This window comes from Glycomyces harbinensis, assembly GCF_900101745.1.
Lineage (GTDB): Bacteria > Actinomycetota > Actinomycetes > Mycobacteriales > Micromonosporaceae > Glycomyces > Glycomyces harbinensis.
This window is the reverse complement of the sequence record NZ_FNAD01000002.1, coordinates 21562-43579: the sequence shown is the minus strand read 5'-3', so window position 1 is coordinate 43579 and position 22018 is coordinate 21562. Positions and strand designations below refer to the sequence as shown.

General features: G+C 71.1%; 20 protein-coding genes and 3 tRNA genes. 14 read left to right on the top strand and 9 right to left on the bottom strand.

What is annotated here, in order from left to right; translation table 11 throughout:
* Positions 1-100: 100 nt before the first annotated feature.
* The 9 genes from BLQ63_RS03885 (at position 101) to argH (ending at position 9387) form a co-directional block, all read left to right on the top strand.
* Complete coding sequence (locus BLQ63_RS03885; RefSeq protein ID WP_091028831.1) at positions 101-742, top strand: response regulator; 642 nt, start codon at positions 101-103, stop codon at positions 740-742.
* A gap of 207 nt (positions 743-949) precedes the next feature.
* Positions 950-1963, top strand: coding sequence for an N-acetyl-gamma-glutamyl-phosphate reductase (gene argC / locus BLQ63_RS03880; protein WP_091028827.1), 1014 nt, complete (start codon positions 950-952; stop codon positions 1961-1963).
* Entirely contained in the window at positions 1960-3114 is a 1155-nt protein-coding gene (argJ, locus tag BLQ63_RS03875; protein WP_091028824.1) for a bifunctional glutamate N-acetyltransferase/amino-acid acetyltransferase ArgJ, read from the top strand. The genes argC and argJ overlap by 4 nt, the downstream gene beginning before the upstream one ends.
* On the top strand, positions 3111-4025 hold the full coding sequence (gene argB / locus BLQ63_RS03870; RefSeq protein WP_091028820.1) for an acetylglutamate kinase: 915 nt from the start codon (positions 3111-3113) through the stop codon (positions 4023-4025). The genes argJ and argB overlap by 4 nt, the downstream gene beginning before the upstream one ends.
* Positions 4022-5299, top strand: coding sequence for an acetylornithine transaminase (locus BLQ63_RS03865; RefSeq protein WP_091028816.1), 1278 nt, complete (start codon positions 4022-4024; stop codon positions 5297-5299). The genes argB and BLQ63_RS03865 overlap by 4 nt, the downstream gene beginning before the upstream one ends.
* Positions 5296-6243, top strand: a complete 948-nt coding sequence (gene argF / locus BLQ63_RS03860) for an ornithine carbamoyltransferase (protein WP_091028813.1) — start codon at positions 5296-5298, stop codon at positions 6241-6243. The genes BLQ63_RS03865 and argF overlap by 4 nt, the downstream gene beginning before the upstream one ends.
* Entirely contained in the window at positions 6240-6764 is a 525-nt protein-coding gene (locus BLQ63_RS03855; RefSeq protein ID WP_091028811.1) for an arginine repressor, read from the top strand. Before argF ends, BLQ63_RS03855 begins: the two co-directional genes overlap by 4 nt.
* Positions 6765-6775: 11 nt before the next feature.
* Positions 6776-7987: an argininosuccinate synthase gene (locus BLQ63_RS03850; protein WP_091028808.1), complete on the top strand. Its 1212-nt coding sequence runs from the start codon at positions 6776-6778 to the stop codon at positions 7985-7987.
* Positions 7987-9387 (top strand): argininosuccinate lyase, encoded by a 1401-nt coding sequence (gene argH, locus BLQ63_RS03845; RefSeq protein WP_091028806.1) that lies wholly within the window; start codon positions 7987-7989, stop codon positions 9385-9387. The genes BLQ63_RS03850 and argH overlap by 1 nt, the downstream gene beginning before the upstream one ends.
* Before the next feature lie 50 nt (positions 9388-9437).
* Here the strand turns inward: argH and BLQ63_RS03840 are convergent, their stop codons facing one another.
* The 7 genes from BLQ63_RS03840 to BLQ63_RS03815 all read right to left on the bottom strand — a co-directional run bounded on the left by BLQ63_RS03840 (position 9438) and on the right by BLQ63_RS03815 (position 17498).
* Positions 9438-9917, bottom strand: coding sequence for a hypothetical protein (locus tag BLQ63_RS03840; RefSeq protein WP_091028803.1), 480 nt, complete (start codon positions 9915-9917; stop codon positions 9438-9440).
* An 84-nt stretch (positions 9918-10001) separates the two neighbouring features.
* On the bottom strand, positions 10002-10544 hold the full coding sequence (locus tag BLQ63_RS03835) for an HdeD family acid-resistance protein (protein WP_143014750.1): 543 nt from the start codon (positions 10542-10544) through the stop codon (positions 10002-10004).
* 44 nt (positions 10545-10588) lie between these two features.
* Positions 10589-10867, bottom strand: a complete 279-nt coding sequence (locus BLQ63_RS27625; RefSeq protein WP_143014749.1) for a hypothetical protein — start codon at positions 10865-10867, stop codon at positions 10589-10591.
* A 160-nt stretch (positions 10868-11027) separates the two neighbouring features.
* Positions 11028-13163 (bottom strand): MMPL family transporter, encoded by a 2136-nt coding sequence (locus BLQ63_RS03830; RefSeq protein ID WP_091028796.1) that lies wholly within the window; start codon positions 13161-13163, stop codon positions 11028-11030.
* A gap of 119 nt (positions 13164-13282) precedes the next feature.
* The gene (locus BLQ63_RS03825; RefSeq protein ID WP_091028793.1) at positions 13283-13954 is read right to left on the bottom strand and encodes a response regulator transcription factor; all 672 of its coding nucleotides are present in this window, start codon (positions 13952-13954) and stop codon (positions 13283-13285) included.
* Positions 13951-15090: a sensor histidine kinase gene (locus tag BLQ63_RS03820; protein ID WP_091028790.1), complete on the bottom strand. Its 1140-nt coding sequence runs from the start codon at positions 15088-15090 to the stop codon at positions 13951-13953. Before BLQ63_RS03820 ends, BLQ63_RS03825 begins: the two co-directional genes overlap by 4 nt.
* A 68-nt stretch (positions 15091-15158) precedes the next feature.
* Positions 15159-17498 (bottom strand): Tex family protein, encoded by a 2340-nt coding sequence (locus BLQ63_RS03815; RefSeq protein ID WP_091028787.1) that lies wholly within the window; start codon positions 17496-17498, stop codon positions 15159-15161.
* Between the two features lie 131 nt (positions 17499-17629).
* Here BLQ63_RS03815 and BLQ63_RS03810 point away from each other — a divergent pair.
* The 3 genes from BLQ63_RS03810 (at position 17630) to BLQ63_RS03800 (ending at position 17916) form a co-directional block, all read left to right on the top strand.
* Positions 17630-17702: transfer RNA gene (locus tag BLQ63_RS03810), tRNA-Gly, on the top strand.
* A gap of 24 nt (positions 17703-17726) precedes the next feature.
* Positions 17727-17798, top strand: a tRNA-Val gene (locus tag BLQ63_RS03805).
* A 47-nt stretch (positions 17799-17845) separates the two neighbouring features.
* A tRNA-Cys gene (locus tag BLQ63_RS03800) sits at positions 17846-17916 on the top strand.
* 94 nt (positions 17917-18010) lie between these two features.
* Here BLQ63_RS03800 and BLQ63_RS03795 read toward each other — a convergent pair.
* Complete coding sequence (locus BLQ63_RS03795; protein ID WP_091028783.1) at positions 18011-18511, bottom strand: Hsp20/alpha crystallin family protein; 501 nt, start codon at positions 18509-18511, stop codon at positions 18011-18013.
* Between the two features lie 207 nt (positions 18512-18718).
* On the opposite strand from BLQ63_RS03795, the gene BLQ63_RS03790 reads away from it, so the two are divergent.
* Together BLQ63_RS03790 and BLQ63_RS03785 are read left to right on the top strand one after the other, a co-directional pair.
* Positions 18719-20713, top strand: a complete 1995-nt coding sequence (locus BLQ63_RS03790; protein WP_091028782.1) for a TPM domain-containing protein — start codon at positions 18719-18721, stop codon at positions 20711-20713.
* Positions 20714-20759: 46 nt separating this feature from the next.
* Entirely contained in the window at positions 20760-21473 is a 714-nt protein-coding gene (locus BLQ63_RS03785) for a PspA/IM30 family protein (protein ID WP_091028778.1), read from the top strand.
* 51 nt (positions 21474-21524) lie between these two features.
* On the opposite strand, the gene BLQ63_RS03780 is transcribed toward BLQ63_RS03785, so the two are convergent.
* A complete protein-coding gene (locus tag BLQ63_RS03780; protein WP_091028775.1) occupies positions 21525-22016 on the bottom strand; it encodes a GNAT family N-acetyltransferase in 492 nt (163 codons plus the stop codon).
* Positions 22017-22018: the final 2 nt, after the last annotated feature.

The window sequence follows — 22018 nt, the reverse complement described above, 5'->3', positions numbered from 1 at the left end:
GCTCGCCTTCCCCGAATCGGAGTGAACACTGATGGCCCACACCCGTCTCCCCGCCCGCCGGCTCGCTGCGCTCGCCTCCCCCGAATCGGAGTAAACGCTGATGATCACTGTCCTCCTCGCCGATGACCACGCTGCCGTTCGCGCCGGCCTGCGCATGCTGCTCGACAGCGCCGAGGACATCGAGGTGGTCGGGGAGGCCGCCGACGGCGTCGAGGCGGTCGACCTCGCGAGGGAACTGTCCCCGGACGTGGTCGTCATGGACGTGCGCATGCCCCGCAAGGACGGCATCGCCGCGGCCGCCGAGCTGCGCGGCACGGCCGACGTCCTGGTCCTCACCAGCTACGGCGAGGACGGCTTCGTGTTCGACGCGCTGCGGGCCGGGGCCAGCGGGTTCCTGCTCAAGGACGCCGACGCCGAGACCCTGGTCGAGGCGGTGCGCACGATCGCGCGCGGCGACGGCCTCATCTCTCCGGCGGTCACGCGCGGGCTCATCGCCGAGTTCGCGCGCTCGCGGCCGGCGTACGCTCCGATCAGCGTCGACAACGCCGGGTTCGCGAGCCTGACCCCGCGCGAGACCGAGGTGCTGTCCCTCATCGGCGAGGGCATGTCGAACGCCGAGATCGCCGCCGACCTCGGCATGGCCGAGGCCACGGTGAAGTCCCACGTCACCCGCGTGCTCGCCAAACTCGGCCTCGCCAGCCGCGTCCAAGCCGCCATCTTTGCTCGCGAGCAGGCACGCTGAGAGCGGGGCGGGGCCTTGGCGGCCAGCGGCCGAATGTTGCTCGCGAACAGGCACGTTGAGGGCGGGGCGGGGCCTTGGCGGTCCACGGCCGAATGTCGCCCGCGAACAGGGGCGATAGTCACATCCCACACAGCGGAATATCGCTTCCGGCTTCCGATTGAATGCTGATACAGTTCTCTGCATAGTCATTCAAGACGGAGGTTTCCAGTGACGTACCAGGTCGCCGTGGCGGGCGCCAGCGGCTACGCGGGGGGCGAGGTGCTGCGGCTGCTCGCCGACCACCCGCAACTCGACGTCGTCGCCGCGGGCGCGCACAGCAACGCCGGTGAGTTCATCACCGCAGTCCACCCCCACCTCACCTCGTACGGTTCACGACGATTCACCCCGACCACCCCGGAGGCCTTCGCCGAGGCCGACCTGGTGATCATGACCCTCCCGCACGGCCAGTCCGCCGCGCTCGCCGCGCAGCTCCCCGCCGACCAGAAGATCGTCGACCTCGGCGCCGACCACCGGCTCGAAGACGCCGCCGCCTGGGAGGCCTACTACCCCGGCCCCCACGCCGGGACCTGGACCTACGGCCTGCCCGAACTGCCCGGCCAGCGCGAGGCCGTCGCCGCCGCGACCCGCGTCGCCGCGACCGGCTGCTACGCCGTCGCGACCATCCTCGGCCTGCGGCCGCTCCTGGATTCGGGCATCGCCTCGGCCGAGGACGTCGTGGTCGTCGCGGCCTCCGGCACCACCGGCGCCGGCAACGCGCCCAAGAAGCACCTGCTCGCCAGCGAGGTCATGGGCTCGATCAGCCCGTACAAAGTGGGCGCGCACCAGCACGTCCCCGAGATCAAGCAGGCCACCGGCGCCGCCTCGCTCTCGCTGACCCCGCTGCTGGCCCCGATGCCGCGCGGCATCATCTCCACGGTGACCGCCAAGGCCATAGGCGACGTCACCGCCGCCGACGTGCGGGCCTCGCTCGCCAAGGCCTACGACGGCGAGCACTTCGTGCACTTCCTGCGGGAGGGCCAGTGGCCCGCGACCGCCTCGACCTTCGGCACCAACGTCGCGCAGATCCAGGGCACGGTCGACGTCGACTCGGGCCGGATCATCGTCACCACCGCGATCGACAACCTCGGCAAGGGCGCGGCCGCGCAGGTCGTCCAGTGCGCCAACCTCATGCTCGGCCTCCCCGAGGCCGCCGGACTCACCGTGAACGGAATCGCGCCGTGACAATTACGACTCCCAAGGGCTTCAAGGCCTCCGGTGTCACCGCCGGGCTCAAGGCCTCCGGCAATCCCGACATGGCACTGGTCGTCAACGACGGCCCGCTCCAGGTCGCCGCGGGCCGCTTCACCGGCAACCGCGTCAAGGCCGCCCCGGTCAAGTGGTCCCAGCAGGTCCTCACGACCGGCGCCCTGAAGGCCGTCATCCTCAACTCGGGCGGCGCGAACGCCTGCACCGGCGCCGAGGGCTTCCAGAACACGCACGCCACCGCCGAGAAGACCGCCGAGCTCCTCGGCTGCGGCGCCGTCGAAGTCGCGGTCTGCTCGACCGGCCTCATCGGCGAGCAGCTCCCGATGGACAAGCTCCTGCCGGGCGTCGAAGCCGCCGCGGCCGCACTGTCCGCCGACGGCGGCGAGGCCGCCGCGACCGCGATCATGACCACCGACTCCGTCGCCAAGAACGCGGTCGTGACCAGCCCCGCCGGCTGGACCATCGGCGGGATCGCCAAGGGCGCGGGCATGCTCGCCCCCGGCCTGGCGACCATGCTCGTCGTGCTCACCACGGACGCCGTGATCGACCAGCCGCTGGCCGACGCCGCGATCGGCACCGCCTGCCGGTACTCGTTCGACCGGCTCGACTCCGACGGCTCGATGTCGACCAACGACACAGTGCTCCTGCTCGCCTCGGGCGCCTCCGGCGTCGAGGCCGCGGCGGACGAGTTCATCACCGCGCTCACCGACCTGTGCAAAGACCTCGGCAAGCAGCTCCTGGGCGACGCCGAGGGCTCCACGAAGGACATCGCGATCACCGTCTCGGGCGCGGCGACCGAGGACGACGCGGTCGAGGTCGGGCGCTGCGTCGCCCGCGACAGCCTCGTCAAGACCGCCATGTTCGGCTGCGACCCGAACTGGGGCCGCATCCTCGCCGCCGTCGGCGTCTCCAAGGCGCCCTTCGACGCCGACCAGGTCGACGTCGCCGTCAACGGCGTCCAGATCTGCAAGGCCGGCGCCGCCGGGGACTCGCGCGACCTCGTGGACCTCAAGGGCCGGGCCGTCGCGATCGACATCGACCTCCACAACGGCGCCGCCGCGGCCACGGTCTGGACCAACGACCTGTCCCACGACTACGTCCACGAGAACTCGGCGTACTCGACATGAGTTTCGCAGAAGAAGGTCTCGAAGACCTGGCCCCGCATCTTCAAGCGGCCCTTGGCAAGGCCGAGACGCTGATCGAAGCCCTCCCGTGGCTCCAGCGGTTCACCGGCTCGATCGTGGTGGTCAAGTACGGCGGCAACGCCATGATCAACCCCGAGCTCCAGGCCGCGTTCGCCGCCGACATGGTGTTCCTGCACTACGTCGGCATCAAGCCGGTCGTCGTGCACGGCGGCGGCCCCCAGATCTCGTCCATGCTCGCGAAACTGAACATCGCCTCGGAGTTCAAGGGCGGCCTGCGGGTCACCACTCCCGAAGCGGCCGACGTGGTCCGGATGGTCCTGGTCGGCCAGGTCGGCCGCCAGCTCGTGGGCCTCATCAACAACCACGGCCCCTTCGCGGTCGGCATGTCCGGCGAGGACGCCCAGCTGTTCACCGCCAAGCGGCGCTGGGCCGATGTGGACGGCGAGCAGGTCGACGTCGGCCGCGTCGGCGACGTCGCGTCGGTCAACACCGCCGCGGTCGACGACCTCATCGACGCCGGCCGCATCCCCGTGGTCTCCACGGTCGCGCTCGACCACGACGGCATCCTCTACAACCTCAACGCCGACACCGCGGCCGCCGCGCTCGCCGAGGCCCTGGGCGCGCAGAAGCTCATCGTCCTCACCGACGTCGAGGGCCTGTACGAGGACTGGCCCGACAAGGACTCGCTGCTGCGGCAGGTCACCACCGACCGCCTCGCCGAGATGCTGCCGACCCTCCAGGCGGGCATGGTCCCGAAGATGGAGGCGTGCCTGCGGGCGGTCAAGGGCGGCGTCCCCCGCGCGCACGTCATCGACGGCCGCGTCCCCCACTCGACACTGCTGGAGATCTTCACCTCCGACGGCGTCGGCACCATGGTCATGGAGGACAGATGAGCTACTCCGAGGAGATCAAGGCCCGGTACGCCAAGGCGCTCATGGGCAACTACGGCCTCCCGCCCGTAGCGATCCGCGAGGGCGAGGGCCGCACCGTCACCGACGTGGACGGCAACGCCTACCTCGACATGATCGGCGGCATCGCCGTCTCCAGCCTGGGGCACAACCACCCCGCGCTGGTCGAGGCCGTCTCGGTCCAGGCCGCGCGGCTCGCCCACACCTCGAACCTCTTCCTGCACGAGAAGGAGGTCGAGCTCGCCGAGAAGCTCCTCGACCTGTGGGGCAACCCCGGCCGGGTCTTCCTGTGCAACTCGGGTACGGAGGCGAACGAGGCCGCGCTGAAGATCGCGCTGCTCCACGGCAAGGCCGAGGGCCGCACCCGGATCGTCGCCACCGAGAACGGCTTCCACGGCCGGACCCTCGGGGCCCTGTCGATCACCGGGAAGGCCGCGATCCGCGAGCCGTTCGAGCCGCTGGGCCGCGACGTCGTGTTCGTGCCCTACGGCGACCTCGACGCCCTCAAGGCCGCCGTGGACGACTCGGTCGCCGCGGTGTTCTTCGAGCCGACCCAGGGCGAGACCGGCGTCATCCCCGCGCCCGCCGGATACCTCAAGGCCGCAAGGGAACTCACCGCCGAGAACGGCACCCTGCTGATCCTCGACGAGATCCAGTCCGGCTTCGGGCGCACCGGCGCCTGGTTCGCCCACCACGCCGAGGGCATCGTCCCCGACGTCGTGACCCTCGCCAAGGGCCTCGGCGGCGGCGTCCCGATCGGCGCGGTCCTCGCCACCGAGGAGGCCGCCGCGCTGTTCACCAAGGGCGTGCACGGCTCCACCTTCGGCGGCAACCCCATCGCGTGCGCGGCGTCCCTCGCCGTGATCGACACGATCGAGCGGGAGCACCTGTTCGAGAACGTCCTCGCCCTCGGCGAGCACCTCGACGCCCGGCTTCTCGCCGACCCGCGGGTCACCGAGGTCCGCGGCCAGGCCCTGTGGCGCGGCATCAACCTCGCCGAGCCCGTCGCGGGCGCCGTCGTCGAGCACCTCATCGGGCTCGGCGTGCTCGCGAACGCGCCCCGGCCCGACACGGTCCGGATCGCCCCGCCGCTGACCATCACCCGGCCCGAGCTCGACGCGTTCTGCGACAAGCTCATCGCCTCCCTCGACGCAGTCCCGCACCCGTCGCCCCGCCCGCCGGCGCCGCTTCGCGACGCCTCTCCCCAAACTGGAGGGGCTTCGCCCCACAAGCCTCATGGCCCTGGAGGTCGACCGTGACCCTCAATCACTCGGCTCCGCCGAACCAGAAGCACTTCCTCAAAGACGACGACATCACCCCCGCGCAGCAGGCCGAGATCCTCGACCTCGCCGCGAAGATGAAGGCCGACCGCCACGCCTACCGCCCCCTCGCGGGCCCCAAGTCCGTCGCGGTCGTCTTCGAGAAGCCCTCCACCCGGACCCGGATGTCCTTCGACGTCGGCATCGCCGAGCTCGGCGGCCACTCCGTGGTCATCGACGCCCAGTCGACCCAGCTCGGCCGCGGCGAGACCGTCGCCGACACCGCCCGGGTCCTGTCCCGGTACGTCAGCGCCATCGTGATCCGCACCTTCGGCGACGACCGGATCGCCGAGCTCGCCGAGCACGCCACCGTCCCGGTCGTCAACGCGCTCACCGACGGCTGGCACCCCTGCCAGCTCCTGGCCGACCTCCAGACCATCGCCGAGCACCGGCCGCTCAAGGGCACGAGTGTCGCCTACCTCGGCGACGCCGCCTTCAACATGGGCAACTCCACGGTCATCGCCTGCTCCCTCGCCGGGATGCACGTCCGCATCGGCGCCCCCGAGGCCTACCAGCCCGCCGCCGAAGTCCTGGAGCGCGCGGCGCAGATCAACGCCGCCACGGGCGGCTCGGTCACCCTCACCGCCGACCCGGTCGAAGCGGTCGCGGGCGCCCATGTCGTCTCCACCGACGCGTGGGTCTCGATGGGCATGGCCGACAGCGCGCAGCGCTTCGGCGACCTGTCCCGCTACCAGCTGGGCACCGACCTGCTCGCGCACGCCGCCGACGACGCGATCGTCCTGCACTGCCTCCCGGCCCACCGCGGCGAGGAGATCACCGACGACGTCATCGACGGCCCGCACTCGCGCGTGTTCGACCAGGCCGAGAACCGGCTCCACGCGCAGAAGGCCCTCCTGGCCTGGCTCGTCAAGGAGTCGTCGTGAATCAACCGACCACCAAGGCCGCCAGGCAGGCCCGCATCGTCGAGCTGATCTCGACGCGCGCGATCCGCTCCCAGACCGAGCTGGCCGCGCTCCTCGCCGACGACGGCATCGAGGCCACGCAGGCCACGCTCTCGCGCGACCTCGAAGAGCTCGGCGCGGTCAAGGTCCGCGGCACCGGCGGCTCCGCCGTCTACTCGATCTTCGCCGAAGGCGAACGGCCCCTGCGCGACGCCGAGGCCGCCCCCGACCGGCTCCAGCGGCTCCTTCGCGAACTGCTCGTCGGCGCCGACCACTCGGGGAACATGGCCGTCCTGCGCGTCCCGCCCGGCGCGGCCCAGTACCTCGCCAGCGCGATCGACCGATCGGGCCTGGCCGACGTCATCGGCACCATCGCGGGGGACGACACGATAGCCGTGATCGCCCGCGACGGCGTCACCGGCGGCCAGGTAGCCGAACAGATGCTTCATTGGGCCGGCAAAGCGCCAGACCCCTACAACGCCACCACTAACCAGGGAATCTAGGAGAACCAGCAATGACCGAGAAAGTAGTGCTCGCCTACTCCGGCGGCCTCGACACGTCCGTGGCGATCCCGTACCTCGCCGAGCAGCTCGACGCCGAGGTGATCGCCGTGGCGATCGACGTCGGCCAGGACGGCGAGGACATGGACGTCATCAAGCGGCGCGCCCTGGGCTGCGGCGCCGTCAGCGCCGAGATCGTGGACGCGCGCGAGGAGTTCGCCGCCGACTACTGCTTCCCGGCCGTGGCCGCCAACGCGCTCTACATGGACCGCTACCCGCTGGTCTCCGCCCTCTCCCGGCCGCTCATCGTCAAGCACCTCGTGGCCGCCGCCGAGAAGCACGGGGCGACCATCGTCTCCCACGGCTGCACCGGCAAGGGCAACGACCAGGTCCGGTTCGAGGCCGGCCTCGCCGCCCTCGCCCCGCACCTCAAGGTCGTCGCTCCCGCCCGCGACTTCGCCTGGACCCGGGACAAGGCCATCGCGTTCGCCGAGGAGAAGAACCTCCCGATCGACGTGACCAAGAAGTCCCCGTACTCGATCGACCAGAACCTGTGGGGCCGGGCCGTCGAGACCGGCTTCCTGGAGGACATCTGGAACGGTCCCATCGAGGACATCTACGACTACACCCAGAGCCCGGCCGAGCCCCGCGAGGCCGACGAGGTCATCATCTCGTTCGTCGCCGGCAAGCCCGTCGCGCTCGACGGCGTCAAGCTCTCCGCGTTCGAGCTCATCCAGCAGCTCAACACCCGGGCCGGCGCCCAGGGCATCGGCCGGATCGACATGGTCGAGGACCGGCTCGTCGGCATCAAGTCCCGCGAGGTCTACGAGTCCCCGGCCGGCATCACCCTGATCGCCGCCCACATGGAGCTCGAGAACGTCACCATCGAGCGGGAGCAGGCCCGGTTCAAGCGGACCGTCGACCAGCGGTGGGGCGAGCTCGTGTACGACGGCCTGTGGTTCTCGCCGCTGAAGGACAGCCTCGAGGCGTTCATCGGCGACGTCCAGACCCACGTCACCGGCGAGATCCGGCTCTCGCTCCACGCGGGCAGGGCCACCGTCACCGGCCGGCGCTCCGAGGCCAGCCTCTACGACTTCGACCTGGCGACCTACGACGAGGGCGACACGTTCGACCAGTCGAAGGCGCGCGGCTTCGTCGACCTGTGGAGCCTCCCGGCGAAGCTCGCCGCCGCCCGGAACGAGCGGATCAAGGCCGAGGCCGCGTAATGGCGAAACTGTGGGGGGGCCGCTTCACCGGCGGCCCCGCCGCCGCCCTCGAAGCCCTGAACGCCTCGATCGGCTTCGACTGGCGGCTGGCGCCGTACGACCTCAAGGCCTCCAGAGCCCATGCGGGCGTGCTGCACCGCGCCGGCCTCCTGAGCGCCGACGAACTCGCGAAGATGCTCGAGGCGCTCGACGGCCTCGGCGAGGACGTCGCCTCCGGCGCCTTCACCGGCACCATCGAGGACGAGGACGTCCACACCGCGCTGGAGCGCGGCCTGGTCGAACGCCTCGGCGACCTCGGCGGCAAGCTCCGCGCCGGCCGCTCCAGGAACGACCAGATCGCCACCGACCTGCGCCTGTACTGCCGCGACCACGCCCGGGGCCTGGCCGCCGACGTGACCGCGCTGGTGAGCGCCCTCGCCGAGCAGGCCGCCGAGGTCGTGGACGCGCCCGCGCCGGGCATGACCCACCTCCAGCACGCGCAGCCGATCACCCTGGGCCACCAGCTCCTGGCCCACGCCCAGGGGTTCCTGCGCGACCTGTCGCGACTCTCCGACTGGGACGAGCGCGCGGCCGTCTCGCCGCTCGGCGCGGGGGCCCTCTCGGGCTCCTCGCTGCCGCTCGACCCGGTCGCCGTCGCCGAGGAGCTGGGCTTCGCGCGGACCGCGCCGAACTCGCTCGACGCCGTGGCCGACCGCGACTTCGCGGCCGAGCTGCTGTTCGTCTGCTCCATGATCGGCGTCCACCTCTCCCGCCTGGGGGAGGAGGTCATCCTCTGGTCGAGCCAGGAGTTCGGCTGGGTCGCGCTCGACGACGCGTTCTCCACGGGCTCGTCGATCATGCCGCAGAAGAAGAACCCGGACGTGGCCGAACTGGCCCGCGGCAAGTCGGGCCGGCTGGTCGGCAACCTGACGAGCCTCCTGGTGACGCTCAAGGGCCTGCCGTTCTCGTACAACAAGGACCTCCAGGAGGACAAGGAGCCGGTCTTCGACTCCCTGGACAACCTGGCGCTCCTGCTGCCGGCCGTCACGGGCATGATCGCGACGATGCGGTTCAACACCGAGGTCCCGCGCTCCAGCGCCCCGAAGGGCTTCAGCCTGGCCACGGAGATCGCGGACTGGCTGGTGCGCAAGGGCATCCCGTTCCGCAGCGCCCACGAGGTCGCGGGCGCGTGCGTCGCGCACTGCGAGTCGAAGGGCATCGAGCTGCACGAGATCGCCGACGAGGACCTGGCGGCGATCTCGCCCGACCTGGACCCGTCGGTGAAGGCGGTGCTCGACGTGGACGGCGCGCTGGCGGGGAGGACCACGCCGGGCTCGACGGGCCCGAAGGCGGTGGCCGACCAGCTCGCGCAGGTCCGCGAGGACGTCGCGTCCTGGAACGAGTGGGCCGCGCCGAAGTAGGCCGAGCGACGGCGGCCCGTGCGAGCGCACGGGCCGCTTCGTCGTGTCCGCTAGGGCTTGAGCACGACCGGTTCGGTGCACGCGAACTCGGGCTGGCCGATGATGCTCTCGGTCCGGCAGATCGCCACGGTGACGTACTCGATCGCCTGGGTCTCGTCGGAGCTGAGGGTGAAGTCGAAGCCGAAGGCCGACTCGGCGTTCGACAGCGCCTCGCGGTGCTCGGCGACGGGCCGCTCCTGCGAGTAGGCGGTGAACTGGACGTGGCGCGGGAACGGCTCGACGTCCAGGCACGGCCTGTCGTCGATGAACGTGGTCGACGCCTTGCCCGCGATGGCGACCGTCGGCTGGATGACGATGTCGGCCCATTCGGCGGCGCCGGTGGCCTCGTAGTAGGTGCAGTAGTTCTCGCCGAGGTCGTCCACGGTGAAGGGGACGGGCGCCGCGGCCGCGGGTGCGGCGGCCGCGAGGACGAAGAGGACGGCCGCCGCGGGCGCCAGGGCGCCGCGCAGCGGGCCGGGAAGTCGTTTCATGGGGCTCCGATCAGGGGTGTGCGAAGCCGCGCCAACCTCGCGCTCCGTCGCCAGATATTTACTAATATAAATATCCTGTACCGCTCACCCGACGTCAAGCTCCTTGGCGAGCCTGCGAAGTCGCACACTCGTGAAGACGGTGATGAAGCCCCAGATGATCGCGAAGAACCCGATGGTGACCACGAGCGCGACCGCGCCGTCGCCGGGCTTGGCGAGCAGCAGGACGCCCAGCACGATCCCGGCCAGACCGGAGAGGATGAAGAGCCAGCGCCCGCCCGCGTCGCGGGAGAGGCCGAAGCCGGAGACGATCGAGCCGACGCCGATGACGATGGCCCAGAACGCGATGATGTACAGCAGCGCGAGCGCGGTGATGCCGGGCCAGAACAGCGCGACGAGGCCGGCGACGACGCCGAGGGCGCCCATGAAGATCAGGAAGCCGCGCCCGGAGGACCGCCGCAGGCCCATCGCGATCGCGGTGACGCCGTCGACGATGGCGTAGGCGCCGAACAGGATGACCATGGCCAGCAGCGTGATCTCGGGCCAGAAGACCGCCAGGGCCCCGAAGACGATGGTGAAGATACCGCGGACGAGCACCCAGGCCCAGTTCCGCGCGAGCAACTCGAGCATCGCGACCACCCCATTCCACCTGCGATAACACACTCAATTCGAGGCTAGCCCCCACAGAACCGGGAAGGGTGGCTTTCGGACGAACGCGAGCGGTACCCCATGAGCTCGGCATCGGGTGTACACGCCTGGCGGTTCAGCCGGGAGGGGACTACCACGTCGGTGCCGCAGACCCGGATGTCTCCGGATTCGTCGAAGGTCCATGCATCGGGTTCGTGCGTCAGGTCCTCATCGCCGAGCCGTTCCATGTCGGCGCGCGCCTGCGATTCCCAGGCGGCACGATCCGACTCCGGCGAGGGTTTCGATAGACCGCTCGTCATGTTCATTGACCTCCTCGTCTTAGGCTGGAACGCCTTTACAGGTGATACCTGGAGGCGCCCTCGCAGGGCACGCTCGTCGGCGAACAATCTTCCGAACTGATACCTCTCGCAGGGGTGGCCCGGCGCGCATCGCGCGCCGGGCCACCCCTGCGGTTTCCTGTTCCGTCTAGCGGACCGCTGCGGGTTCGCGATCGGCCGGGGCCCGGTCGGGTTCGGGTTCGACGGTCACGTGCGGCAGGACCCGGTCGAGCCATGCCGGCATCCACCAGGCGGCCCTGCCCATCACCTTCATGATCGCCGGTACCAGCAGGCAGCGGATCACGAAGGCGTCGATGAAGATCGCCGCGGCCATGCCGATGCCGAACTGCTGGAGCATCCGCGACTCGCTCAGGGCGAACGCGCCGAACACCGCGATCATGATCGCCGCCGCGGCGGTCACCACCCCGCCGGTCGAGGCCAGGCCCCTGCGGACCGCCTCGCGCGGGTCGCCGGTGCGCACCCATTCCTCGCGCATCCGCGACATCAGGAACACCTCGTAGTCCATCGAGAGCCCGAAGATGATCGCCGCGCTCATGACCGGCACGAACGCCTCGACCGGACCGGGGCTGATCCCGAACACCCCCTCCTGGAAGATCCAGGCGACGATCCCCAGGCTCGCGCCGATGGTCAGCAGGTTGAGGATCGCGGCCTTGACCGGGATGAGGATCGAGCGGAAGACGACCATGAGCAGCAGCATCGACAGGCCGACCACGAACAGCAGGAACAGCGGGGCCTTGTCGGTCATGATCTCGCTGAAGTCGATCGCGGCGGCGGTCGAGCCGCCGACGAGCTGATCGCCCTCGACGTCGCCGAGCACGTCGTCGCGCAGCTGGTGGACCAGGTCGATGGTGGCCTGGTCGGCGGGGCCGCCGTCCCCGGCGACAGTGGACATCCACAGGTCCTCGCCGATCGCGAACGGCGGGGACGCCATCGCGACGCTGTCCAGTTCGGACATGGCCGCGTAGGCGGCCTCAGCCTCGGCCTCGCTGCCGTCGGTGACGACCATGAGCGGGCCGTTGAAGCCCTCGCCGAAGCCGTCGGAGAGCAGGTCGTACGCCTCGCGGGTGGTCGTCCCCTCCGCGTCGGTCCCGGCGTCGGCGAAGCCGAGCCGCAGGTCCAGCAGCGGCGTCGACAGTGCGACCAGTCCGGCGGTGACGAGCGCGATCGCGGCCCACGCGCCCCGCTCGACCGCCTTCGACCATGCGGCCCAGCGGGACCCGGGCGCGCGGCGGGCCTTGGCGGCCCGCTTGCGCACCGACTTCTCGATCCGCTTCCCGAACAGGGCCAGCAGCGCCGGCAGGAGCGTCACGGAGGCGATCATCGTCACCAGCACCGTCAGCGCCACCGCGATCGCCACCGACTGGAGCGAGCCCAGGCCGAGCGCGAACAGGCCCAGCAGGGCCACGATGACCACCGACCCGGCGAACAGGACCGAGCGACCGGCGGTGTCCAGCGCGGTCGCGGCGGCGGCCTTGCGGCTCGCCCCGGCGGTCAGTTCGGCGCGGAAGCGGGCGAAGATCAGCAGGGCGTAGTCGACGCCGACGCCGAAGCCGACGAGGAACATGATGGGCGTCAAGAAGGTCGGCAGGGTCACCACCTGCGAGACCAGCATCGACAGGCAGAACGCGGTGCCGACGGCGAACCCGGCGGTGATGAGCGGCAGGCTCGCGGCCAGGAACGACCCGAACATGAGCACCAGGATCACCAGGGCCGCGAGCATCCCCACGCCCTCGGCCGCTCCGCCGCCGCCTTCGGAGGCCTCGCGGATCGGGTCGCCGCCGAGCGCGAACGCCACGCCGTCGGCGTCCGCGTCCTCGGTAAGGGCCACCAGCTCGGCCGCGTCCGCGGTCGTGCCGTCGAACACGGCGGTGGCGTACCCGACCGTCCCGTCCTCGCTGATCGCGCCGTACCCGGAGAACGGGTCGCTGACGCTCGCGACGCCGGGAGCCTCGGCCACCTCGGCCAGGAACGCCGCGACGTCCTCCTGCTCGGCCGCGACGTCGTCGGCGGCGAAGACGACCTGCACGGTCGTCTCGTTCGCCTCGGGCGCGCGCTCGTCGAGCAGGTCGGACAGCTCCTGGGACTCGGTCCCGGGCATCGAGTTGTCGTCCTCGAACGCCGAGCCGACGGCGCTGGAGGCGCCGACGGCCCCGCCGAGGACCAGGACCCAGAGGAGGAGTGCGATCAGGGGACGCCGCTGCGTCCAGTCGGACAGGCGGGCCATGAGCGACCGCGAGGGCCGCGGGGCGAGTGGTTGTTCCATGCGTCCCACTCTCGCGGGAACAAGGGTCCCGGCGCATCGCCTGCGCAGGGGCAATCCGCGTACGCCCCAGGGATCACGCCCGCTCCGGGGACTACATCCCCGGTCGCATCAGCACCCGGTCATTCCCCGTCGGTCCAGGTCGGGCGCACCAGGCCCGCCTCGTACGCGGTCACCACCAGCTGCGCGCGGTCGCGCGCCGACAGCTTCGACATGATCCGGCTGACGTGCGTCTTCGCGGTCGCCGGCGCCAGGAACAGCGCCCCGGCGATCTCGTCGTTGCTCATCCCCGTGGCCACGAGCTTCAGCACCTCGGTCTCGCGCTCGGTGAGCGCGTTGAGCTTCGAGCTCGGCTCGGGCCGGGCGATGCGTCCGGCGAACTCGCCGATGAGCCGGCGCGTGACCTTGGGGGTGATGAGCGCGTCGCCCTCGGCGACCACCCGGATCGCGTGCAGCAGCTCGTCGGGGTCGGTGTCCTTGAGGAGGAACCCGCTCGCGCCCGCCCGCAGCGCCCGGTACACGTAGTCGTCCTCGTCGAAGGTCGTCAGGATCACGACCTTGACGCCGTCGAACTTCGCGTCCGCGCCGATCCGCTCAGTCGCCTCCAGGCCGTCCATCTTGGGCATCCGGATGTCCATGAGCACCACGTCGGGACGGTGCCGCCGCGCCAGCTCCAGCGCCTCCAGCCCGTCGCCGGCCTCGGCCACCAGCTCGATGTCCTCCTCGTCGCCGAGGATCGAGGCGAACCCGGCGCGCACCAGCCGCTGATCGTCCACCAGCATCACGCGGATCACTCGACCACCTCCAACGGCCACGTGGCCTCGACCGAGAAGCCCCCGTCGTCGAGCGGCCCCGCGTTGAAGGTACCGCCGAGCCCTTCGGCCCGCTCGCGCATCCCCGCGAGCCCGTTCCCGGGGTCCTTGGCGCCCTTGGCATCCCCGTGCCCGTCGTCGATCACCGCGACCGCCAGCGTCGACGTCCCGGTCACCACCTTGACCTGCACGTGCTTCGCCCTCGCGTGCCGCAGCACGTTCGTCAGCGACTCCTGCACGACCCGGTACGCGGCCGCGTCCACCGTCACCGGCAGCTCCGCCTTCCCGTCCACCCGCAGATCGACCTCCAGGCCCGACTCGCGCGCCGCCTCGACCAGCGACGACAGCTGCTCCAGGCTCGGCCCCGGCCCGGTCGGCGAGTCCTCGCCCGGCTCGCGCAGCACCCCGACCATCGCCCGCAGCTCCCGCAGCGACAACTGGCTCGTGTCCGCGATGACCTGCAGCGTCTCCCGAGTCTCGAAGGCGGGGTCGCGCTTGAGCTTGCGCAGCGCCGCCGCCGTCTGCACGTTGATCAGCGACAGGTGGTGCCCCACCGCGTCGTGCAGCTCCCGGGCGATCCGCAGCCGCTCCTCGGCCACGCTGCGCCGCTGCGACTCCGCGAGCACCACGGCCGTCTCGTCCCGGTAGCGCCGGTAGTGCGCCACGACCGCGCCGATCGCCGGAACCGCGATCACCCAGCCGCTCAGCATGAACGTCTCGCTCGCGGTCATGTGCACGAAGCCCGCGAGGACCTCCGAGACGACGATGACCACCAACGTCGCCCCCGCGATCACCGACGCCGCGATGACCCGTCCGAGCGCCGCGAGCGTGTACAGCGCGATGACGAACCCCAGGAGCATCGGCCCGTCGACCGACGACGACGGGTAGTAGACGATCGTGCAGACCACCGTGATGATCGCGACGGTGAGCGGGTACGAGCTGCGCCAGAACAGCACGACCACGGTCACCGTCATCATCACCCAGGCCAGCGCCTCGTTGAGACCCGGAGTGTCGCCCCCGTGCAGCGCCGCGGCGGTGAGCGTCCAGGTCAGCACGATCACGGCGTTGACGAGCCCGACGACGAGGTCGCCGACGCGATCGGAGAAGCGGTCCAGCACGCGTTCAGCTTAGGCCGTGCCCGGTTCGGGTGCGCCCGGCCGCGGCCGGGCGCACCCGGGACCCTCCGCTACTTCGTCAGGCCGGCGCGGCGCAGCGCCTCGGCCATCGCGCTCTGCGGGGCCGCCTGGCCCCCGCGCTGGCGCGGCTGCTGCTTCCCGCCGCCTCCCTTGCCGCCCTTGCCCCCGCCTTGTCCGCGGCGCTGGCCCCCGGCGTCCCCGCCGGCCTCGGGCTTCTGCTCGGGGTCGTCCAGGCGCATCGTCAGCGAGATCCGCTGCCGCTGGAGGTCGACGGACACGACCTTGACCTTCACGACGTCGCCGGGCTTGACGATCTCGCGCGGGTCCTCCACGAAGCGGTTCGCGAGCGCCGAGATGTGCACCAGGCCGTCCTGGTGGACGCCGATGTCGACGAACGCGCCGAAGGCCGCGACGTTCGTCACGGCCCCTTCCAGGAGCATCCCGGGCTTGAGGTCGCCGACCTTCTCGACGCCCTCCTTGAACGTGGCGGCCTTGAACTCCGGCCGCGGGTCGCGCCCGGGCTTCTCCAGTTCGGCGAGGATGTCGGAGACGGTGGGCACGCCGAAGCGCTCGTCGGCGAAGTCGGCGGGCTTGAGGCCGCGCAGGGTCTTCGCGTCGCCCACGATCCCGGACACGGACGCCCCGGTGGCCGCGAGGATGCGCTCGACGACCGGGTAGGCCTCGGGGTGGACCGAGGAGCCGTCGAGCGGATTGGCGCCGCCCGGGACCCTCAGGAACCCGGCGGCCTGTTCGAACGCCTTGGGGCCCAAGCGGGGCACGCCGAGGAGCGCCTTGCGGTCGGGGAAGCGCCCGTGCTCGTCGCGGAAGGCCACGATGTTCGCCGCGACGCTCTCGGACAGCCCCGAGACCTGGGACAACAGCGGCACGGAAGCGGTGTTGAGGTCGACGCCGACGGCGTTCACGGCGTCCTCGACCACGGCCTCCAGGGACCTGGTGAGCTTCGCCTCGGTCAGGTCGTGCTGGTACTGGCCGACGCCGATGTGCTTGGGCTCGATCTTGACCAGTTCGGCGAGCGGGTCCTGGAGCCGGCGCGCGATGGAGACGGCCCCGCGCAGGGACACGTCCATGCCCGGAAGCTCCTTGGTGGCGTAGGCCGACGCCGAGTAGATCGACGCCCCGGCCTCGGAGACGACGATCTTCGACAGTTCGGCGACGCCCGCGAACGCCTTGATGAGGTCGGCCCCGAGCCGGTCGGTCTCGCGCGAGGCGGTGCCGTTGCCGATCGCGATGAGCTGCACGTCGTGCTGCTCGACGAGCGCGCCGAGGGTCGCCAGTGAAGCGTCCCACTGGTTCTGCGGCTGGTGCGGGTAGATCGCGGTGGTGGCGAGGACCTTCCCGGTGGCGTCGACCACGGCGACCTTGACGCCGGTGCGGAAGCCCGGGTCGAGGCCCATGACGGTCTTTTGTCCGGCCGGGGCCGCGAGCAGGAGGTCCTTGAGGTTCGCGGCGAAGACCCTGACGGCCTCGTCCTCGGCGAGCTGCCACAGGCGCATCCGCAGGTCCACGCCGAGCTTGACGAGGATGCGGGTGCGCCAGGCCCACGAGACGGTCTTGAGGAGCCACGCGTCGGCGGGACGGCGGGCATCGGCGATCCCGAACCTGGCGGCGATCATCGCCTCGCAGTCCGCGCCGTCCACTTCGGACTCGCCCGGTTCGAGTGCGAGCGAGAGCACTTCCTCCTTCTCGCCGCGCATGAGCGCGAGCACCCGGTGCGAGGGGAGCGTGGTGAACGTCTCGGCGAAGTCGAAGTAGTCGGAGAACTTCGCGCCCTTCTCCTCGGCGCCCGCGCGCACGGTGGAGACCAGGCGGCCCCGCTTCCACATGCGTTCGCGCAGGTCGCCGATGAGGTCGGGGTCCTCGCCGAAGCGCTCGGTGAGGATCGCGCGGGCCCCCGCCAGGGCGGCGGCCGCGTCGTTCACCTCCGCCTCGGGGTTGAGGAACGCGGCGGCGGCGGTCTCGGGGTCCTGTGAGGGATCACTCAAAAGGAGGTCCGCGAGCGGTTCCAGGCCGGCCTCGCGGGCGATCTGGGCCTTGGTGCGGCGCTTGACCTTGAACGGCGCGTAGAGGTCCTCGAGCCGGGCCTTGGTGTCGGCGGCCTCGATCTGCGCGGCGAGCGCCTCGGTGAGTTTGCCCTGCTCACCGATCGATTCGAGCACGGCCTTGCGTCGGGCCTCCAGCTCGCGCAGGTACCCGAGGCGCTCCTCGAGGGCGCGCAGCTGCTCGTCGGAGAGGCCCCCGGTGGCCTCCTTGCGGTACCGGGAGATGAAGGGGACGGTGGAGCCGTCGTCCAGGAGCGCGACGGCCGCGCGGACTTGATGGGAGCCGACCGAGAGTTCTTCGGCGATGCGTTGATCGATAGCTTGAGCCACGGGTGGATTCTGCCAGAGCGCTGCGACAACATGGCCCCAAGCCGGAAGGCGCCACCCCCGGTGGACGCTTCGTTCGGCATTGGGTAAAGTTCTATCCCGTCGCCGGGGAACGAAAATTCCCTGGAAGACATGCGGACGTAGCGCAGTTGGTAGCGCGACACCTTGCCAAGGTGTAGGTCGCCGGTTCGATCCCGGTCGTCCGCTCGGAGCTCGAAAGAGCGCCTTCCCGGACGATTAGCTCAGCGGGAGAGCACTCCCCTGACACGGGAGGGGTCACTGGTTCAATCCCAGTATCGTCCACCGAGCGGGAGCCCAGGCTCACAAGGCCTGGGCTTTTCTCACATCATGGTGGGTTGGCCGAGTGGTTAGGCAGCGGCCTGCAAAGCCGTCCACACGGGTTCGACTCCCGTACCCACCTCAATCGAATAGCGTTCGCGAAAGGCCCCGGATCACTCCGGGGCCTTTCGCATTGACTTATAGAGGGCCGGATCGCTCCGGCTCCGTTCGATCGTCTACTTGCTCTCGTCGCCCGCGGTCTCGGCCTGCTCGGACTCGACGCCGGCCTCGACCTCGATCGCGGGCTGCGCGCCCGTGACCGGGATCGCCTGCGCCTGCGGCGCGGGCTTGACGGCGTTCGCGACGCGGACGGTCAGGAGCCCGTCGGCGACGGCGGCGCTCACCTGCGCCGGGTCGGTGCCCTCCGGGACGGTGAACTCGCGTCGGAACGTGCCCGACGTGAGGCCGCGGACCAGGTAGCGGTCGCCCTCGGCCGCCTCGCGCTCGCGGCGCTCGGCGGTGATGGAGAGGCGGCGCCCCTCCAGGGTCACCGTCACGTCCTCGGGGGAGATGCCGGGGACGGCGGCGGTGATCACCGCGTCGGGGCCTTCGGTGTAGACGTCGGCGCGAAGCGACAGCTGGGTCGCGGTACGGCCGAATCCACGACGGACCAGGCGCTCGAACTCGCGGTCGAACTGCCGGAACGCCGCATAAGGGTGCTGGTAGCGAACGATCATGGTGGCTGTCTCCTTCCTCAGGATTAGCACTCTCGGGTGTTGAGTGCTAACGACCTATACGACGCCCGGCCGCCCCCGAATATTTCAACGGTGAGACAGGCCACTCGCATACCGTCGGCGGTCGGCGTGAGCAAATCTCCGAACGGGCCCTTCGACCTGGGCCTCGCTCCTAGACTGACACCGTTTTCGAGCTACGGGGGTGCGCGGATGCGGTCGGTCCAGGCTTCACTGGCGGCCCTGGCGGGGCTCGCCCTCGTCCTGGCGCCCGGCGCCGCCTCCGCGGCCGCCCCGATCCTCCTGTCCGGACCGGTCACCGACCAGGTCGGCGCCGTCTCCGGCGACGAGGACGCGATCCTCCAGGCGATCGACGACCTCGAGAACGACACCGGGATCGGCCTCTACGTCGCCTATGTCGACGATTTCAGCGGCTCCAGCCCCCAGGCCTGGGCCGACGCCACCGCCGTCGACTCGGGGCTGGGCACCGACGACCTCCTCCTCGCCGTCGCGACCGATGAGCGCCAGTACACCTGGTCGGTCGCCTCCGGCTTCCCCCTCAGCGACGGCCAGCTCAACCAGGTCGCCGCCGACCGGATCGCCCCCGAACTCGCCGACGGGAACTGGGCCGGCGCGGCCGTCGGCGCCGCCGAGGGCTACCGGGACGCCTACAACGGCACCGGCTCCTCGTCCTCCTCAGGAGGCGGCTCGTCCTTCGCGTGGATCCTGATCCTGCTCCTTGTGGCCGCCGCCGCGATCGGGCTGTACTTCTGGTTCAAGAAGCGCCGCCGCGGCGCCGAAGCGGGCGCGCCCTCGGCGGCCAAGCAGCAGAAAATGAGCACCGAGCAGTTGAACGCCGAGGCCAACCGCCTCCTGGTCGAGACCGACGACGCCATCCGCACCAGCGAGCAGGAGCTCGGGTTCGCCGAGGCCGAGTTCGGGGCCGAGCACACCGCGGCCTTCACCGCCGCGCTCGCCGCCGCCAAGACCGGGCTCTCCGAGTCGTTCAAGATCCGCCAGGAATTGGACGACGACGTGCCCGAGACCGAACCCCGGCGCCGCCAGATGCTCTCGGCGATCGTCGACCGGCTCGTCAAGGCCGACAAGGAACTCGACGCCAAGGCCGAGGACTTCGACAAGCTCCGCAACCTCGGCCAGCGCGCCCCCGAGGCCATCGCGGCGCTCAAGGAGCGCGGGGAGGCGCTGCCGCCGAAGATCGCCGAGGCCCGCACCGCGCTCGCGTCCCTCCAGGAGCGCTACCCGGCCTCGGCGTCCGCGACCGTGCGGGACTTCCCCGACACCGCCGAGGACCGGCTGCGCTTCGCCCAGACGAGCCTGAGCGGCGCCGACGCGGCCGTCACGGCCGACGACCGGGGCCGGGCCGCCGTGCTCCTGCGCGCCGCCGAGGAGGCCACCGGGCAGGCCGAGCAGGCCGTCGACGCGGTCGGGCGCCGGTCGAAAGAGATCGACGCCGCCGCCGCGCAGCTCGGCGCCGTCCTCGATGAAGCAGCGGCGAACGCCGCCGAGGCCCGGCAGGTCGCCGCGGGCGCCCCGAACGGCCGGGCCACCGCCGACAAGGCCGCGCGACTCGATGCGGTCCTCGCCGAGGTCCGTGCGGCCCAAGCGAAAGGCCCGGTCGACCCCCTCGACGCCACCGCGAACGTGGAGCGCGCCGCCGCCGAACTCGACCGCGAACTCCAGGCCCTCCAAGGCGCGGTCGCCAACGCCCAGCGCGCCCGCGCGCAGCTCGACCAGGTGCTCCTGAGCGCCCGCAGCACCACCGCGGCCGTCGAGGACTACGTCAACACCAACCGCGGCGCGGTCGGGCCCGAGGCCCGCACCCGCCTCAACGAGGCCAAGCTCCAGCTGAGCCAGGCGGAAGCGCTCAAGGACACCGACCCGGCCCAGGCCCTGTCGCTGGCGCAGCGCGCCGACCAGCTCGCGAACGCCGCCGCCTCGGCCGCGCAGCAGGACGTGCAGGGCTACCTGGCGCCCAGCAACCCCAACAAGGGCGCCTCGCCCATGGGCGGCAGCGCCGGCGCCATGCTCGGCGGCATCCTCCTCGGCGGGATGCTCGGCGGCGGCGGCGGGTCGAACCGCTCGTCGCACGGAGGTTTCGCCGGCGGGGGCCGCCGGCGCAGTGCGGGCCCGGGGTCCTTCGGCGGCAGCGCGACCCGCGGGCGGCGAGGGGGCGGAGGCCGATTCTGAACCTGAGCGTCACCGCCGTCACCGCATCGAACCTAAGGAGAGACCAATGACCAAGAAGCAGTCGATCTTCGGGCGCATCAGCCAGCTCGTCAAGGCCAACATCAACGAGGCCATCGACAACGCCGAAGATCCCGAGAAGATGCTCGCCCAGATGGAGCGCGACTACAAGAACAGCATCGTGGACGCCGAGAACTCCATCGCCGAGACCATCGGGAACCTGCGCCTGATGGAGGACGACCTCGTCGCCGACCAACAGGCCGCCGAGGAGTGGGGCGTCAAGGCCCGCAACGCGAGCAAGAAGGCCGACGAGCTGCGTGCGGGCGGCTCCGCAGCCGAGGCCGACAAGTTCGACAACCTCACCAAGGTCGCCCTCGGCAAGCAGATCGAGGCCGAGAAGGAAGTCAAGGCGAACGAGCCGGTCATCAAGAGCCAGCAGGAGGTCGTCGACAAGCTCAAGCAGTCGCTCACCGCGATGAAGTCGAAGCTCTCCGAGCTCCAGGCGAAGAAGAGCAGCCTGGCCGCCCGCCAGAAGACCGCGCAGGCCCAGAAGCAGGTCAACGAGGCGCTCGGCGCCGTCGACGTCATGGACCCGCTCAGCGAGGTCAGCCGCTTCGAGGAGAAGGTCCGCCGCGAGGAGGCGAAGGTGCGCGGGCAGCAGGAACTCGCGATGTCCTCGCTGGACCAGCAGTTCGAGGACCTCGACAGCCTGGGGGACGACGCCGAGATCGAGGCCCGCATGGCCGCGCTCAAGGCGCAGTGACCCGCACCGGCGCCACCGGACCGCCGACGCCGTCGGCGGTCCTTCCGCGTCTCAGCCCTCGCGCAGGTCGAGGTCCCAGACCTCGGTGACCAGGTCGTGGCCGAACAGCCGCGCCGGCTCCTCGGACGTGAGGGTGAAGCCCGCGTCGCGGTAGAGCCGCCGGGCCGGTTCGAGCATGCTCGTCGTCCACAGTGTCAGGTCGGTGTACCCGGCCGAGCGGGCGAACTCGACGCAGCGGCGCACCAGCAGTCCGCCGACGCCCTTGCCCCGGGCCGAGGGCTCGACCCACAGCAGCCGCAGCTTCGCGGTGGTCCCGCCGGCGCTCACACAGAGGACCGAGCCGACCGGCTCACCGTCGATCTCGGCGATCCACCCCGTCTCGCGCTCGGCGTCGTGCCCGTCCGCGAAGTCGGCGCAGATGCGCGCGATGAGCGCCTCGTACTCGCCGTTCCAGTCGTAGTGCTCCCAGTAGCCCTTGCCCTGGCTGTAGACGATCCAGCCCAGGTCGCCGGGGCGCAGTCCGCGCAGTTCCGGTTCGCCCATCC

Bases quoted from the DNA above. Each gene is read 5' to 3' on its own strand.
- BLQ63_RS03885 (WP_091028831.1), top strand. From the start codon at position 101: ATGATCACTGTCCTCCTCGCCGATGACCACGCTGCCGTTCGCGCCGGC.
- argB (WP_091028820.1), top strand. From the start codon at position 3,111: ATGAGTTTCGCAGAAGAAGGTCTCGAAGACCTGGCCCCGCATCTTCAA.
- BLQ63_RS03865 (WP_091028816.1), top strand. From the start codon at position 4,022: ATGAGCTACTCCGAGGAGATCAAGGCCCGGTACGCCAAGGCGCTCATG.
- BLQ63_RS03850 (WP_091028808.1), top strand. From the start codon at position 6,776: ATGACCGAGAAAGTAGTGCTCGCCTACTCCGGCGGCCTCGACACGTCC.
- argH (WP_091028806.1), top strand. From the start codon at position 7,987: ATGGCGAAACTGTGGGGGGGCCGCTTCACCGGCGGCCCCGCCGCCGCC.
- BLQ63_RS03840 (WP_091028803.1), bottom strand. From the start codon at position 9,917: ATGAAACGACTTCCCGGCCCGCTGCGCGGCGCCCTGGCGCCCGCGGCG.
- BLQ63_RS03835 (WP_143014750.1), bottom strand. From the start codon at position 10,544: ATGCTCGAGTTGCTCGCGCGGAACTGGGCCTGGGTGCTCGTCCGCGGT.
- BLQ63_RS27625 (WP_143014749.1), bottom strand. From the start codon at position 10,867: ATGAACATGACGAGCGGTCTATCGAAACCCTCGCCGGAGTCGGATCGT.
- BLQ63_RS03830 (WP_091028796.1), bottom strand. From the start codon at position 13,163: ATGGAACAACCACTCGCCCCGCGGCCCTCGCGGTCGCTCATGGCCCGC.
- BLQ63_RS03795 (WP_091028783.1), bottom strand. From the start codon at position 18,511: ATGATCGTTCGCTACCAGCACCCTTATGCGGCGTTCCGGCAGTTCGAC.
- BLQ63_RS03790 (WP_091028782.1), top strand. From the start codon at position 18,719: ATGCGGTCGGTCCAGGCTTCACTGGCGGCCCTGGCGGGGCTCGCCCTC.
- BLQ63_RS03785 (WP_091028778.1), top strand. From the start codon at position 20,760: ATGACCAAGAAGCAGTCGATCTTCGGGCGCATCAGCCAGCTCGTCAAG.
- BLQ63_RS03780 (WP_091028775.1), bottom strand. From the start codon at position 22,016: ATGGGCGAACCGGAACTGCGCGGACTGCGCCCCGGCGACCTGGGCTGG.